The sequence below is a fragment of the Cobetia crustatorum genome (assembly GCF_000591415.1).
Lineage (GTDB): Bacteria > Pseudomonadota > Gammaproteobacteria > Pseudomonadales > Halomonadaceae > Cobetia > Cobetia crustatorum.
The window spans coordinates 16,281-30,702 of record NZ_JEMF01000013.1 but is presented as its reverse complement, the minus strand read 5'-3'; the positions used below and the strand labels follow the sequence as shown (position 1 = coordinate 30,702).

General features: G+C 59.1%; 10 protein-coding genes. 2 read left to right on the top strand and 8 right to left on the bottom strand.

Translation table 11 applies throughout. The features are described from left to right. Window position 1 precedes the first annotated feature (1 nt). From BF12_RS0102880 to BF12_RS0102845, 8 genes are all read right to left on the bottom strand, one after another. Window positions 2–892 carry an ABC transporter ATP-binding protein gene (locus BF12_RS0102880; RefSeq protein ID WP_024950955.1) on the bottom strand — a complete coding sequence of 297 codons (891 nt, stop codon included), beginning with the start codon at window positions 890–892 and terminating at the stop codon, window positions 2–4. After that, window positions 889–1,719: an ABC transporter permease gene (locus tag BF12_RS0102875; RefSeq protein ID WP_051510687.1), complete on the bottom strand. Its 831-nt coding sequence runs from the start codon at window positions 1,717–1,719 to the stop codon at window positions 889–891. Before BF12_RS0102875 ends, BF12_RS0102880 begins: the two co-directional genes overlap by 4 nt. Before the next feature lie 26 nt (window positions 1,720–1,745). After that, a complete protein-coding gene (locus BF12_RS0102870; RefSeq protein ID WP_024950953.1) occupies window positions 1,746–3,461 on the bottom strand; it encodes a polysaccharide biosynthesis/export family protein in 1,716 nt (571 codons plus the stop codon). 179 nt (window positions 3,462–3,640) lie between these two features. Then, window positions 3,641–4,069, bottom strand: a complete 429-nt coding sequence (locus tag BF12_RS18430; protein ID WP_024950952.1) for an RT0821/Lpp0805 family surface protein — start codon at window positions 4,067–4,069, stop codon at window positions 3,641–3,643. A 62-nt stretch (window positions 4,070–4,131) separates the two neighbouring features. After that, entirely contained in the window at window positions 4,132–6,045 is a 1,914-nt protein-coding gene (gene cysN, locus BF12_RS0102860) for a sulfate adenylyltransferase subunit CysN (RefSeq protein WP_024950951.1), read from the bottom strand. Window positions 6,046–6,215: 170 nt separating this feature from the next. Further along, window positions 6,216–7,157, bottom strand: coding sequence for a sulfate adenylyltransferase subunit CysD (cysD, locus tag BF12_RS0102855; RefSeq protein ID WP_035158792.1), 942 nt, complete (start codon window positions 7,155–7,157; stop codon window positions 6,216–6,218). Window positions 7,158–7,317: 160 nt separating this feature from the next. Continuing rightward, a complete protein-coding gene (cysQ, locus tag BF12_RS0102850) occupies window positions 7,318–8,166 on the bottom strand; it encodes a 3'(2'),5'-bisphosphate nucleotidase CysQ (protein ID WP_084487939.1) in 849 nt (282 codons plus the stop codon). 90 nt (window positions 8,167–8,256) lie between these two features. Further along, a complete protein-coding gene (locus tag BF12_RS0102845; RefSeq protein ID WP_248623605.1) occupies window positions 8,257–10,035 on the bottom strand; it encodes an SLC13 family permease in 1,779 nt (592 codons plus the stop codon). 767 nt (window positions 10,036–10,802) lie between these two features. On the opposite strand from BF12_RS0102845, the gene BF12_RS0102840 reads away from it, so the two are divergent. Then, window positions 10,803–12,800: a capsule polysaccharide biogenesis protein gene (locus BF12_RS0102840; protein ID WP_024950947.1), complete on the top strand. Its 1,998-nt coding sequence runs from the start codon at window positions 10,803–10,805 to the stop codon at window positions 12,798–12,800. A gap of 3 nt (window positions 12,801–12,803) precedes the next feature. Beyond that, window positions 12,804–14,297: a capsule polysaccharide biogenesis protein gene (locus BF12_RS0102835; protein WP_024950946.1), complete on the top strand. Its 1,494-nt coding sequence runs from the start codon at window positions 12,804–12,806 to the stop codon at window positions 14,295–14,297. Window positions 14,298–14,422: the final 125 nt, after the last annotated feature.

Here is a 14,422-nt window from a genome sequence, read left to right as displayed (position 1 = left end):
ATCACTTGAGCTTCTGTACCAGGCGTCTTGCGCCATGCAGAGTTTCACGGGCTTCATTCACGGCCTGGACGGAAGCTTGCCTTTCTCGTGGCTGGATATCTTGAGGAAGTTGTTCGAGCGCAATCTGCAAGCTGTCAAAGTGTGCCTTGGCTTCCTGATGGAATACCTGCGCCTGCATGAGTGATGTCATTTTCGAATTGGTTAGTTGATGCAGCTTGCGCTCGAGGACATGAGCATCGCTGTCATTGTGGTAGGCATCAATGGCGTCATTGATATCGTCATACCAGTGAGCACGCCCATCCCGTAGATAGATCCCCGCCTGGCATAACTCTCGCAGAACCCCCACACCATGCGAGACCATGATCAGGCTGGCCTTGCCAACCTTGTCCTTGAATGCCTTGGACGCCTTGGCTTTGAAGGCACGATCCCCCACCGAGGTGGCTTCATCCGACAGGTAGATATCGAAATCGAACGCAAGTGACAACCCGAAATTGAGTCGTGAGCGCATCCCTGACGAATACGTCTTGATCGGCTGATCAAAGGCGGGGCCAATCTCTGCAAAGGCCTCTACTCGGCGAATTATCTCGGCCTCATTGCCATGGCCACCATGAACACGAGCAACAAACTTGACGTTCTGTCGCCCCGTCATGCTGCCTTGGAAGCCCCCCGCCAGACCGATGGGCCATGAGACACTGCTGTGGCGCTTGATCTCCCCACGGGTAGGGCTATCCATACCCGCTATCAATCGCAACAGTGTGGACTTGCCGGCACCATTACCCCCTACCAACCCCACACTGACGCCACTGGGGATGGTGAGATCGATATCCTGCAATACCCAGTCGGTTGCACGATGTGTGTAATAGCGCTTGTAGACATGTTTGATTTCGATCATTGGGCTTTCAAACGCTCCTTGAATCGAACATGCATCAACAGGCCCAGGGCCAGCATCCCCAATGTCCAGCTCCAGAAATACAGCATGCTGGTGCCATGAACGACCTTATAGCCTTCAAAGAAGCCGTGGCGTGTATATTCAAGCCCATGCACGATTGGGTTCAGCATCAAGTACTCAAGCAGATAATGTGGCAAATGATTGAGCGGCATGATGACCCCGGATAAGATTAGCAGCGGCATGCTGAGCATCCTAACCACCTTGGTGACTTCCGGCACCAATGTGCCCGCTACGGACACCACAAGGCTGAAGCCCAAACCAAGCGCCCATAGGGACAACCAGCCACTGATCGCCTGAAAACCACTGTCAGGGCGGAAATCCGTGCCCAACATCAGGGCACCCAGCATGAACAACAGGAAGATCAATGTACGAAGAAGTCCATCCAGAAAGTTTCTGATAAGAACACCATCTACAGGTTGTACTTGACGGTATGCGAATAATGCACGGTTAGCATTTATTGCACCGGAGCCCTGGGTAAGACCTTCTCGAACCAGGAAAAAGCCCATCATGCCGACCAGCATCCAGGGGATGAACGGGGCATTGACGATAAGTTTGTCACCCCGGATGAAGCTACGAATGCCGATCATTACGAGCAGCATTAAGGAGGGCTCGGCGATCATCCAAAACCAGCCCATGCGATCGGTCATAGTGCGGCCGATGGCTTCACGCATGAACATGGCGAACCAGACACTGCGCGTCACGGCCCAGGCAGAGCGGGCCTTGTGCCCGCTCTTGTTGTTACCTGACGAGTGATTCGATGGTGGGGTCATGTCACCGTTCATGTCACTGGCCATGATCAAAGATCTATCGCGACTTTGGTGGCAACGGCGACCTGATAGAGAATCTGCGTGATGCTGGTAGCCAGCTGCAGGTTCTTGGTCGGCGGTTCCGGCAGTACCAGAATCTGGTCACCCGAGCGCAGCTCGACTTCCTCGGCACGGCGTACGGCGCCGTTCTGGCGCACGACCAGAATCTGGTCTTCATCCGCGTGCTGGGTGAAACCACCAGCGCTGTTGATGTAGTCCATCACCGTCATGCCCTGGGTGTAGACGACGGCCTGAGGCACCACGACTTCGCCGCTGATCAGCAGGGAATCGCTGATTTCCGGGATGGTGATGACATCGCCGTCCTGGAGGCGCACATCCGCGATATTGCCATCGTCACGTGCCACGACCAGCCGCCCGGTCGGCTCTTCCTTCTTGGCCTGCTCGACGAATTTCTCGATCATCTCGGCTTCCTGGACACGAAGCTCGGACTCTTCAGTAGTCGAGGAAGACGCGCCTAGATAGCTCGCCTGAAGTCGCTTGAGACTATCCTGCAGCGCCTGCGCCTGCTGCTCCTTGACGCTTTCACGGCGGATGGAAATGCTCTGATAGTCCGTCAGCCCCTTGGGCACCCCGACGGCATTGAGCAATTCACCCAGGTGGGCATCGCGCGGCAGTGCATAACGCGACGGGCCATAGAAGCTGCCTTCCAGCTGCACGACGATGGTCTCGTCACGCTGGTCAGCACTGAACAGCACTTCATCCCCAGCGCGCACGTCTGCCCCGCGGAATTCCGCCACCGGCAGATAGCGGGAGATGGGGCCATCAGGGCGTGAGCCACGCAGCAGCACATGCGAGACACCGGACTTGAGGCGCGCCAGATTCAGCACGTCTTCGCCGCTCAGACGGGTGTCGGTGAGTTCATAGCGATAGTCACGCTCGACATCCCCGACCACGCTGATCGCCGGACCCCGCTCCTCGACGACGACGGTATCGCCATCGCGGAACTGCGGACGAGCGATCTTGCCATTGATCAGGAAGTCATAGAGATCGACCGTATTGATGACGCGGCCATTGCGCTTGATCTTGATCTTGCGGTAACTGCCCAGTGCCTGGTCGATGCCACCGGCCTGATCGAGGAAATAGAGCATGGAATCATTCGGGGTGCCGGCGTAGCGGCCCGGATTCTTGACGTACCCGGTAACGAAGACGCCCACCGGCTGTACGCCCTGAAGATTGGTGTAGACGCTTACGTTCTCGGGATACACCTCTTGAATGGCGCTGCGTACCTTGCCATCCAGCTGGGAATTGGTGGTGCCCTGCACCTTCACCGGTCCGATGCCCGGCAGGAAGATGTTGCCCTGCGCATCGACAGGCAGCACGGACTCCATCTCGACCCCACCCCAGACGCGCAGGGTGATCTGGTCACCCGGCTTGATGGTGTAGCTGCTGTTGAGGCCATCGGCCATCATGCCGCGGAAACCACCAGTAAAGAGGTTTTCACCGAACGGCGGCAGGGAATCAGGGTCGGTCTGCGCACGGGAGGTCAGCGGCCCGTAGGTTCCGCTGCGCCAATCGGCACGCGCCTTGTCTTCTACACTATCCGTCTTTTGCGGGATGCTTGAGGCCTGGTCATTGCTGGACAGGATGGAACCACTGTCCAGGCCGGCTGCCATGGCAGGGCTGGCGTTCAGGCACGCTACCGCCACCAGGCACCCGGCCCGGAGCAAGAATCTAGAAATTGTCATCGGGCTAGGCCCCTCGTAGTGCAAAGAAAATCGTGCAAAAAATAGTGCAGCGTCGGTCAGGAATGACAGTGCCGGTCACACTTGCCTGCTTCCTGCAATCGTCGTTTCACGCCAAGCCAGGTGCGGGCCTTTCAGCGAGAAGGTGCCGAGAAGTTGTTGAGAAGTTATTGAAAAGCTCCTCAGCGGGCCTCTTCCAGCAGGCCGGTCACCAACCGCTGGGTCACCCAGGTGCCTTCACCGGCCTTGCCGTCATTGCTGGTCCGGCACGCCAGCTCCTTGCTTGGCAGATCACGCGAATTGGAGACCGTCAGCTCGCGACAGATACGTCCGCTGGCCGCGAAGTAGCGCTCATGGGCGACCACTTCGACGTTGCTGCCCCAAGGGCTAGTCGGCACGGCAATCACGCTGCCGGGGGCGGCGCTGTCGAGAAATGACGAGACATCCGCCGGCAGTGACGCAGCGCCGGTCAGGTTGGCCAGGTTGGTGCTGCCGGCACCGGTAGATTCCGGATAGGAGGTCGCGCAACCGGTGATGGCCAGTGCCAGGCCTGCCACTGCCGCGAGACGCACGACATGCGGCAAGCGCTGTTTGAATCGGGATAAAGTCATATGTGAGTCCTGAAACGGCAAACGCCCCCGCCTTGCGGCGAGGGCTGATCGGCGTGAATGCATCAGCCGATGACGTTGTAGTGCTTGAGCTGATTGACCAGCTTGAGTGCGGTCTGCTCGAGGCTCAGTTCACCCGTGTTGATCTCGATTTCCGGGTTCTCCGGCGCTTCATACGGCGAGCTGATGCCGGTGAAGTCGCTGATCTCACCGGCACGCGCCTTGCGGTACAGGCCCTTGGGATCGCGCTCTTCGCAGACGCTGATCGGCGTGTTGACGAAGACTTCGATGAACTCGTCAGTGCCGACCATGTCACGCACGGTCTGGCGATCGGCCTGGAACGGCGAGATGAAGCTGACCAGGGTGATCATGCCGGCATCGACCATCAGCTTGGCAACTTCGCCGACACGACGGATGTTCTCGGCGCGGTCGTCTTCGCTGAAGCCCAGATCACCACACAGGCCGTGACGCACGTTGTCGCCGTCCAGCAGGTAGGTGTTGTAGCCCATGGCGAACAACTGACGTTCCAGTGCATTGGCGGCGGTGGACTTGCCGGCACCGGACAGGCCGGTGAACCAGATGATGCACGGCTTCTGCTTGTTGCGATCGGCGCGACGCTGCTTGGTGACCGCCATGTCGTGCCACACGATGTTGCTGGCACTCAGGGTCTCCTTGACCATGCCCGCACCGATGGTGATGTTGGACAGGCGGTCGATGAACACGAAGCTGCCGGTATGCGGCGAGCGCTGGTAGCTGTCCATGGCCAGCGGCTGGGTCAGTTCGACCTGCACGCGGGCGATGCCGTTGAGCGGGATGTTCTCCGCTTCGTTGCGCGCCATGGTATTGACGTCGGTCTGGTGGATGATGCGACCGACGCGACCGATGACACTGGAAGTGCCGAGCTTGAGCTCGTATTCCTTGCCGACGATCAGCGGGTCTTCGTGCATCCACACCACATCCGCGGTGAAGGCGGTACACGGCTCCAGATCGGAATCTTCGGCGACGATCATGTCGCCACGCGAGATATCGATCTCGTCGGTCAGGGTCAGCGTGACGGCCTGACCCGGCCAGGCGATGTCGAGATCGCCATCGAAAGTGACGATGCGCTCGACGGTGGAGATGCTGCCGGAGGGCAGCACCTTGATCTGCTGACCCGGCGAGACGGTACCGGCGGCCAGGGTGCCGCAGTAGCCACGGAAGTTGAGGTTCGGGCGGTTGACGTACTGCACCGGGAAGCGCAGGTCGGTCAGGTTGCTATCCTCGGTGACATCGACGGTCTCGAGGATGTCCATCAGCGGACGCGCCTCGTAGGCGGCGGCATCGTCGTACCACGGGGTGTGCTCGCTGATGGAGACGACGTTGTCGCCTTCCAGCGCGGACAGCGGCACGAAGCGGATATCCGGGACTTCCAGGTCCTTGGCGAACTCCTTGTAGTCCGCAACGATCTCGTCGAAGCGTTCCTGGGAGTAGTCGACGATATCCATCTTGTTGACCGCGACCACCAGGTGCTGGATACCCAGCAGCGAGCAGATGTAGCTGTGACGACGAGTCTGGGTCTGCACGCCATAACGCGCATCGATCAGGATGATCGCCAGGCTCGCGGTGGACGCCCCGGTCGCCATGTTGCGGGTGTACTGCTCGTGCCCCGGGGTATCGGCGATGATGAACTTGCGCTTGTCGGTGGAGAAGTAGCGGTAGGCGACATCGATGGTGATGCCCTGCTCACGCTCAGACTGCAGGCCATCGACCAGCAGCGCCAGATCGACCTTGCCGGTGGTGCCGCTCTTCTTGGAATCGCGGGTGATGGCGGCCAGCTGATCTTCATAGATCATCTTGGAGTCGTGAAGCAGGCGACCGATCAGGGTCGACTTGCCGTCATCCACGCTGCCGCAGGTGATGAAACGCAGCAGGTCTTTCTGCTCGTGTTCCTTGAGATAGGCTTCGATATTTTCCGCGATCATCGTCGACTGGTGTGACACTGTCATTCTCCCTGAACGAGGCCTGTCCGGCGCGAGCGTCTTGTGGCGTATGAGGCGCGACGCTTCCAGCGCTTGGGACATCCTCGTCCTGTCAATTTTGTAGAGTCTTGCTTGCCTTGAAGCATGCCATCGCCGTTACTGGCGACAGAGCCGGGTACCTGGCGCGTGGCCTAGAAATAACCTTCGCGCTTCTTCTTCTCCATCGAGCCTGCCTGGTCGTGATCGATGGCACGACCGGAGCGCTCGCTGGTACGCGTCAGCAGCATTTCCTGGATGATTTCCGGCAGGGTCGCGGCGGTGGATTCCACGGCGCCGGTCAGCGGGTAGCAGCCCAGGGTACGGAAACGCACGGACTTCATTTCCGGCACTTCGCCTTCGGCCAGCGGCAGACGGTCGTCATCGACCATGATGTCGAGGCCGTCACGCTTCACCACCGGACGCACGGCGGAGTAATAGAGCGGCACGATCTTGATGGATTCGAGATAGATATACTGCCAGATGTCCAGCTCGGTCCAGTTGGAGAGCGGGAAGACGCGGATGGACTCACCCTTGTTGATCTTGGAGTTGTAGATGTTCCACAGCTCCGGACGCTGGTTCTTGGGGTCCCAGCGATGGTACTGATCGCGGAAGGAGTAGACACGCTCCTTGGCCCGCGAGGCTTCCTCATCACGACGTGCACCACCGAAGGCAGCATCGAAGCCGTGCTTGTCGAGTGCCTGCTTGAGACCGGCGGTCTTCATGATGTCGGTGTACTTGGCGCTGCCGTGATCGAACGGGTTGATGCCCGCCGCGACGCCTTCCTGGTTGATGTGCTCGATCAACTCCATGCCGACTTCCGCAGCCATCTCGTCGCGGAACTTGATCATTTCCTGGAATTTCCAGGTGGTGTTGACATGCATCAGCGGGAACGGCGGGACGCCCGGCGCAAAGGCCTTGCGCGCCAGGTGCAGCATGACGGCGGAATCCTTGCCAATGGAGTACAACATGACCGGATTGGCAAATTCCGCTGCCACTTCACGGATGATGTGAATGGATTCGGCCTCAAGCTGCTTGAGGTGGGTCTGACGTTCCGGTGTGATGCCGAGCTTGTCGGCCGTAGATGATGCAGTCATTACAGGTTCCTTGAGATCACTCTGCTAGTTGTCCTTATCCTCTTCGCACACGCTGACACACGAAACTCGCTGCGAAGAGAACATAGTATCTTTGACACGAGACTGACATCTTCTGGCGTCAGTCCGGTGACGCTTGCCTACCCTCTGTCTAGCGTCTGGTTCATGCCCAGGGAGCGGCCGGCTTGGCACAGACGATGAAATAGGGGTTGAGCACGCTGTCATGCTGGTTGTAGCGCAGCGCCTGACGGGTCTCGGCATTCAGCACCTGACCACCCGCGGCTTCGACCACCGCATGCGCGGCACCGGTATCCCATTCACAGGTCGGGCCGAGGCGCGGGTAGAGGTCTGCGGCCCCTTCCGCCACCAGGCACAGCTTCAGTGAACTGCCCATGGCGACGATATCGCAGGCAGCGAAGTCGGCGACGAACGCCTTGAATTCTTCGGTCTGGTGAGAGCGACTCCCGACGATGCGCCAGCTGTCGGTGGTGCTCGGCACGTCACTGACGGCGATGGCCTGACGCTCACCCTCGCCAACCTGTTTCTCGGCGATGGCGGCCTGGCCTTCTCCTTGCTGGGCACCGACGTAGAGCGTCTCGATGGCCGGCGCATAGACGACGCCCATTGTCGGCACGCCCTGCTCGATCAGCGCGATGTTGACGGTGAATTCGCCATTGCGCTTGATGAATTCCTTGGTGCCATCCAGCGGATCGACCAGCCAGTAACGCGTCCAGTCACTACGCACATCCCAGCTGATGTCCGCGTCTTCCTCGGACAGGATCGGTGTGGCGCCGAATTCGACCTCCATGGCCTTCAGACCGTCGACGATGACGGCGTGCGCTGCACGGTCTGCCGTGGTCAGCGGGGAATCATCCGACTTCATATCAACCGTGAAATCACCGCTCTCGTAGATCTCCATGATGGCAGCGCCCGCCTTGCGAGCAATGGCCTCCAACGCATTCAACATGGCGCGTGTCGTGCTGTCGGTCGTGCTCACTGTCGTATCCGTCATGTGCCTTCCTGTCAGTGTTAATTCGCCAGCCAGGCTGACGATGTAAAGGGTAACGCTCGCCAGCGGCTGCCAGACGAAGCAGAACATGGTTTAGCTCGTAAATGGCCAGATCAGCGGAATCAGAGCGACCGAGGTGACGCCGACGATAATGCTCATCGGCAAACCGACCTTCATGTAATCGGACACCTTGTAGCCCCCCGGGCCCATCACCATCAGGTTGGTCTGATAGCCCAGCGGGGTAAGGAAACTGGCCGAGGCCGCGAACATGATGGCAATCGCATAGGGCATCAATGAGACCCCCAGCTGCTCGCTGACAGCCATGGCGATCGGAAACATCAACACGGCGGCGGCGTTGTTGGTGATGATCTCGGTAAATAGTGTCGTGGTGAGATAGACGAGTGCCAGCATCAGCAGCGGCGAGCCACCGCCCAGCTGCATGAGCTGGTCCGCCACCATCTGGGCCGCACCACTGTCGGTCATCGCCTGTCCCAGCCCCAATGCAGCGGCAATGACGACCAGCACGCTGCCATCAATGCTGGCGCGCGCCTGCGAGGCCGGGAGGCAGCCGGTGAAGACCATCAGAATGGCGGCCGCCACCGCCGCCTCGACCAGCTCGGCCATGCCCGCCAGGTGCGTGATGATCATCAGACTCATGATGGCGAGTGCGATGGGCGCCTTGGTCAGATTGGGCATGCCATTGCCATCCAGCGTACTGACCAGCAGGAATTCGCGGTTATAACGATGCAGGCGCGTGAAATCGGCAGCGGCTTCCAGCAACAGGGTGTCACCAGGGCGCAGCACGATGTCACCGACCTTACTGTTGATGCGTTCACCATCACGTGACACGGCGAGAATCACGGACTGATAGCGAGTACGAAAGCGCGCTTCACGTACGTTCATGCCGACGACGGGCGAGCTTGGGGCGATGACGGCCTCGACCATGCGGCGCTGATGATGATCCAGATCCAGGCCTGCGGCGTCGCTTTCCAGCCCGCGGAAAACACGCACTTCATGCGCAGTGTCCGCGACACCCACAAAGATGAGGCGATCACCGGACTGGAGAATGGTGTCAGGGCCGACCATGGACAGTAGCTTGCCGGAACGTTCTATCTCGGCCAGATAGCCGAATCGAAGACTGCGCAGGCCCGCCTCTTCGATGCTCTTGTCGTGCAGCGGCCCCTTGTCGGCCACTCGCATGGCCACGGAATACTCGCGCCCATTGCCGAGCTGTTCGACCAGCCCCTTGCGCTGGGGCAGGAAGCGCCAGCCGATCAGTACCATCCACAGAGTGCCGATGATCAGCACAGGCACGCCCAGCGCAGAGATATCAAAGATGCCGAGCCCGGGCAGATTGGCCTGGGACTGCAGCAGGCCGTCGACGACCAGATTGGTACTGGTGCCGATCAGGGTGCAGGTACCGCCGAGAATGGCGGCATAGCTCATGGGCATCAGCAGACGCGAAGGCGAGATCTTCATGCGCGCGCACCAGCCCTGAACCAGGCCAATGAAGAGTGCGACGACGGGAGTATTGTTCAGAAAGGCGCTGAGCAGCGAGGTGATCGGCATCAGGCGTGCCAATGCTGAAGAAGGAGAGCTGGGGCGCCCGAGCAGACGCTCGAGCATCCAGCGCAGCGCCCCGGTTTCCTGCACGCCGGCGGCGACCACGAAAAGCGCGCCGATGGTCATGATGCCCGGGTTGGCGAATCCGGCCAGGAAGGTCGCCGGAGAAATGACGCCCAGCAGAATCAACGACACGGCAGCGGCCATCATCAGCCACTCCGCCGGCCAACGATTCCAGACAAGCCCTGCCAACACTCCTACCGTCACCACCAGGGTGATAAAAGCATCCATGTGCTGCGCGATTTCCATCTACTAGCGTTCCCTTGGCGTCCTGCCGCTTCTTCTTGTCAAGCCCTGCGCTTCACGTTCATATGAAGCTCAAGCATTAATGAACATGCATCGCAGAGCGTGGCACTTTAGCAGCAAAGCTATTACTGCTGAAGCATGCAGTGAAAAAGCTGACAAACAAAACAAAGCACAGGTTAATCATTTGCCTGCTATCAATATCGCGAGCAAAGACTTGATTGAATTCGTTCGTCACTTTGCGTACTTTCCCTATTTGCGGACTCTGAGTCAACGGTCTCACACGACAGTCTCACCAGGCGTGCTGAGCATCACGAGTAAGCAGTCACTTTTCTTATCTGAAACGGACACCCTGCATGCTGAAGGCGGCAATGAACCAAGGATGGGAGCTTCTCATGCGTGCTCTGCCCTGCGCCTCTCACGCTCGGCACGGATCAGCAGATGTCACGAATGACGCGATCTCTGGGGCATCGCTCTGTTTTTCTTCAGGTATTTATCGCCAACCACTTCTTGCCTGCTTCATTCCCGAGTTGCTGCCACTGACAAGAGGGCTTACACCCCTTTCATGTCAGAAAAATGACAACTCGCTCAACTTCAAGAATTTATCTTTCGCTGCCAGGCGACGTGCCTCGACAGGTACACTGAGCAAAAAAAATGTAGGAAAAGAACAACAACCGGCAGCGAGCGAGGCTGATTCTTTGCCAGAACTCGGGGCATCGAAAGGGATAAATACTGCGCCAGAATTCGCGGGCCAGAAATCCTCGACAAACATCATGCGTGTCGTCGGTTGGGGACATAAACCCACGGCGAAACGTGCGCGCCAATATGCGCTTGAACATGGATTGCCCTACGTTGCATTGGAGGATGGTTTCCTGCGTTCTCTGACCCTGGCAAGCGCCGGTTACCCTGGCATGGCGATGGTGGTCGATCATCAGGGCATCTATTACGATGCGCGCCAACCGAGTGATCTCGAGCAACTGATCAATGAAGCGCCGACGCGTCAGAGTGAGGCGTTGCTGGCGCGCGCGCGCGCGGCTCTCGAAAGCCTGCGCATGCATCGCTTGAGCAAGTACAACCATGCACCAGAGGGCAAGCTCCCTGCCCGAAAGCCTGGCATGCAGCGACTTCTCATCGTGGATCAGACCGCCGAGGATGCGTCTGTCGTGGGCGGCATGGCCAGCCCGGAGACTTTCCTTGCCATGCTGAGGGAGGCATGTGCAATCGAGGGAGCCGAGGTGTGGGTCAAGGTGCATCCGGATGTGATCGCCGGCAAGAAGCGCGGCTATCTGCTGGAAGAGGCGCGCAAGCTTGGCTGCACCCTGCTGAGTGACGACATCAACCCCTGGTGCCTGTTCGAACAGGTCGATGGCGTCCATGTCGTGACCAGCCAGCTTGGGTTCGAGGCCCTGATGGCAGGCCTGCCGGTGATCTGTCACGGCATGCCGTTCTATGCCGGCTGGGGCCTGACGGATGATCGCCAGCAATGTCCGCGCCGAGGGCAGTCACGCACGCTTGAGCAGGTGTTTGCCGCGGCCTATCTCGAATACAGCCGCTATGCCAATCCCTATACCCAGCAGGTCGCGACGCTCGAAGAGATCATCCAGCTGCTTGCAGACCAGAAGCGAATGGCTACCAGGCTGGCAGGACACTGGATAGCGCCGGGGTACTCGCGCTGGAAGCGTAATTTCCTGCCCGGCTTCCTGGGGCCATTGGCGCACTGCGACTTCGTCAAAAGCGATGCCATCGCACTGCAGAAGCTGCAAAAGAATGCTTGTGTCACCACCGCTCATGATCCGCAAGCGTTGTCGCAGCGCGAACAACAGGCACCGCACCCTACCCGCGTGCTGAGTTGGGCGAGCCGAACCACAGCAGAGCTGGAAGCCTCCGTCATTGCACAAGGGGGCTCTCTGTGGCGAATCGAGGACGGTTTCTTGCGCTCAGTCGGCCTGGGGGTGGATCTCACGCGGCCACTTTCGCTGATCCTCGACCCGCTCGGCATGCATTTTGACGCCAGTCGCTCAAGCACACTGGAGCACTGGTTGATGCATCATGATTTCACCGATGCCGAGTTAGGCCGTGCAAGCCAATTACGCGAGCGCCTGATCAAGTTGGGACTGAGCAAGTACAATTCAGAAGGTGATGAATTGCCGGACCTTCGCGCGATGGCCAAGGGCCGTGACGTGATATTGGTCGTCGGCCAGGTGGAGTCAGATGCCTCGATACGCCATGCGTGCCCCGGGATACGCACCAATCAGGCTTTGCTTGAGGCGGCGCGGAAATTGCACCCTGAAAGCTACGTGATCTATAAACCGCATCCCGACGTTGTCACAGGGGGACGTAGTGGCGAGGTGGCGACTGAAGGCGGGACGTACGATCTCGAATTGACCACCGGCAATATCAGTCGGTTATTTGAGCAGGTGGATCATGTACACACGCTCTGCTCGCTCGCCGGCTTTGAAGCCCTGATACGAGGTGTGCCCGTCACGACCCATGGCCTGCCCTTCTATGCTGGCTGGGGGCTGACCCATGACCTTGTCGAGTGCCCAAGACGAACTCGGCACTTGAGTGTGGATGCCCTGGTGGCTGGCGCTCTGATCGAGTATCCCGTGTATGTGGCCCCTGAGCACGGTCACTTATGCAATGCTGAGACAGTCGTCACGATTCTGGAACAACAACGTGACAAGCTTCGCAGAGGTACCTTGAAGCCAGCATTGCCTTGGAAAACCCGTCTTTATCGAGGCTATCGCGCCTTATTTATCGGGAAGCATTGAATCATGTTACATGGACGTCTGGCATTGCCTTTCACCGATTCAGCTTCCGCCCTCATGCCCGCGGACGCTCGCGCGCAGGAGAGCCTTGGGGAACAAGGCCTCTCTCCGACAACTTCCGTGGCTAGCGCGATCGAAAAACTGCGCCAGCTCAAGATGTCGGATGATGTCGTCCTGACACGACCGCCAGTTCAGCCCGATGCCTTGCGTGGTGTTGAATTGCACACTCCGAGGCAGCCACCCTCTGCTCACATCCGACCGGGAGGCGACCGCCGGCGCGTCTTCATGTTGCTGCAGGGGGTGTGCTCGCCCTTCTTCCTGCATCTGGCGAAAAAGCTCAAGCAGGATGGCCATGAGGTCATCAAGGTCAACTTCAACAGCGGCGACAGCTTCTACTGGCGCCACGACAAGGCGTATGCCTATCGCGGCAAGCTCGAGGACCTCGGCGACTGGATCGCCGAACTCTGGCGCAAGCATCACGTCACCGATCAGGTATTGTTCGGCGACCGACGCCCGGTACATCGTGATGCCGTGCTCAAGGCGGAATATCTCGGCATCCGTACCCACGTGTTCGAGGAGGGCTACTTCCGCCCTTACTGGGTGACGCTGGAGCGCGAAGGCGTCAATGGGCATTCCCTCCTGCCTCGTGATCCAGACTGGTTCCGTGAGGCAGGCAGACATCTCGAAGATGCCCCCACACCGCAGCGTTTCCAGGCGCCTTTCAGTGAGCGTGCGCGCCACGACATCACCTATCACCTGGCGGGCGCGACCAATCCGCTGCTGTTCCCGCGCTACCGCTCGCACAGCATTCACGCCGTGCAGGAATACGCGGGCTATGCAACACGACTGCCCTTGATGCGCTGGTACAAGCGGCGTGATGCCATGCGTATCGATCAGCTGATGGGCAGTGGCGCACCCTACTACATGCTGCCGCTGCAGTTGAATACCGATGCCCAGATACGCCACCACTCGCGCTTCGCCAACATGCAGGAAGTCATCCAGCGGGTGATGAAGAGCTTCGCCCTGAATGCGCCACGCGGTGCACGCCTGGTGATCAAGAACCATCCCCTCGACATGGGGCTGGTGGATTACCCGGGGCTAATTCGCTCATTGGAGCGCCGCTACGATCTGATCGGGCGTATCGTCTATCTGGAGAGCGGCAATCTGGAGAAGCTGCTGCAGCAGGCCAAGGGCATGATTACGGTCAACAGCACGACCGGCAACGTGGCGCTGCAGTATCGCTGCCCGACCTTCTGCATGGGCGACCCGATATTCAATTTGCCGGGCCTGACCTTCCAAGGTTCGCTGCATGATTTCTGGACCCAGGGCCAGCGCCCCGATACGACGTTATTCCGGCATTTCCGCAATACGGTGATTCATACCGTGCAGCTCAATGGGGGGTTTTACAGCAAGCCGGGCATGCAACTCGCTGTAATAGGAGCCACGAAGAGACTATGTGCCGAGCGCTCTCCCTTGGAGCAGATGATGAGCCGTTGCTGAACATGCAATAAGACTGCTGGACCAAGCATTGAGGTGAGACACGCCAATGATGGCAGCCTCTCTCACCCGACCATAATGAGAAACGCAAGGGAACTGCCGACCTTCGGTGTCGGGATTCAAGGAGA

Bases quoted from the DNA above. Each gene is read 5' to 3' on its own strand.
- BF12_RS0102840 (WP_024950947.1), top strand. From the start codon at position 10,803: ATGCGTGTCGTCGGTTGGGGACATAAACCCACGGCGAAACGTGCGCGC.
- BF12_RS18430 (WP_024950952.1), bottom strand. From the start codon at position 4,069: ATGACTTTATCCCGATTCAAACAGCGCTTGCCGCATGTCGTGCGTCTC.
- BF12_RS0102870 (WP_024950953.1), bottom strand. From the start codon at position 3,461: ATGACAATTTCTAGATTCTTGCTCCGGGCCGGGTGCCTGGTGGCGGTA.
- cysD (WP_035158792.1), bottom strand. From the start codon at position 7,157: ATGACTGCATCATCTACGGCCGACAAGCTCGGCATCACACCGGAACGT.
- BF12_RS0102880 (WP_024950955.1), bottom strand. From the start codon at position 892: ATGATCGAAATCAAACATGTCTACAAGCGCTATTACACACATCGTGCA.
- cysQ (WP_084487939.1), bottom strand. From the start codon at position 8,166: ATGACGGATACGACAGTGAGCACGACCGACAGCACGACACGCGCCATG.
- BF12_RS0102875 (WP_051510687.1), bottom strand. From the start codon at position 1,719: ATGACCCCACCATCGAATCACTCGTCAGGTAACAACAAGAGCGGGCAC.
- BF12_RS0102845 (WP_248623605.1), bottom strand. From the start codon at position 10,035: ATGGAAATCGCGCAGCACATGGATGCTTTTATCACCCTGGTGGTGACG.
- BF12_RS0102835 (WP_024950946.1), top strand. From the start codon at position 12,804: ATGTTACATGGACGTCTGGCATTGCCTTTCACCGATTCAGCTTCCGCC.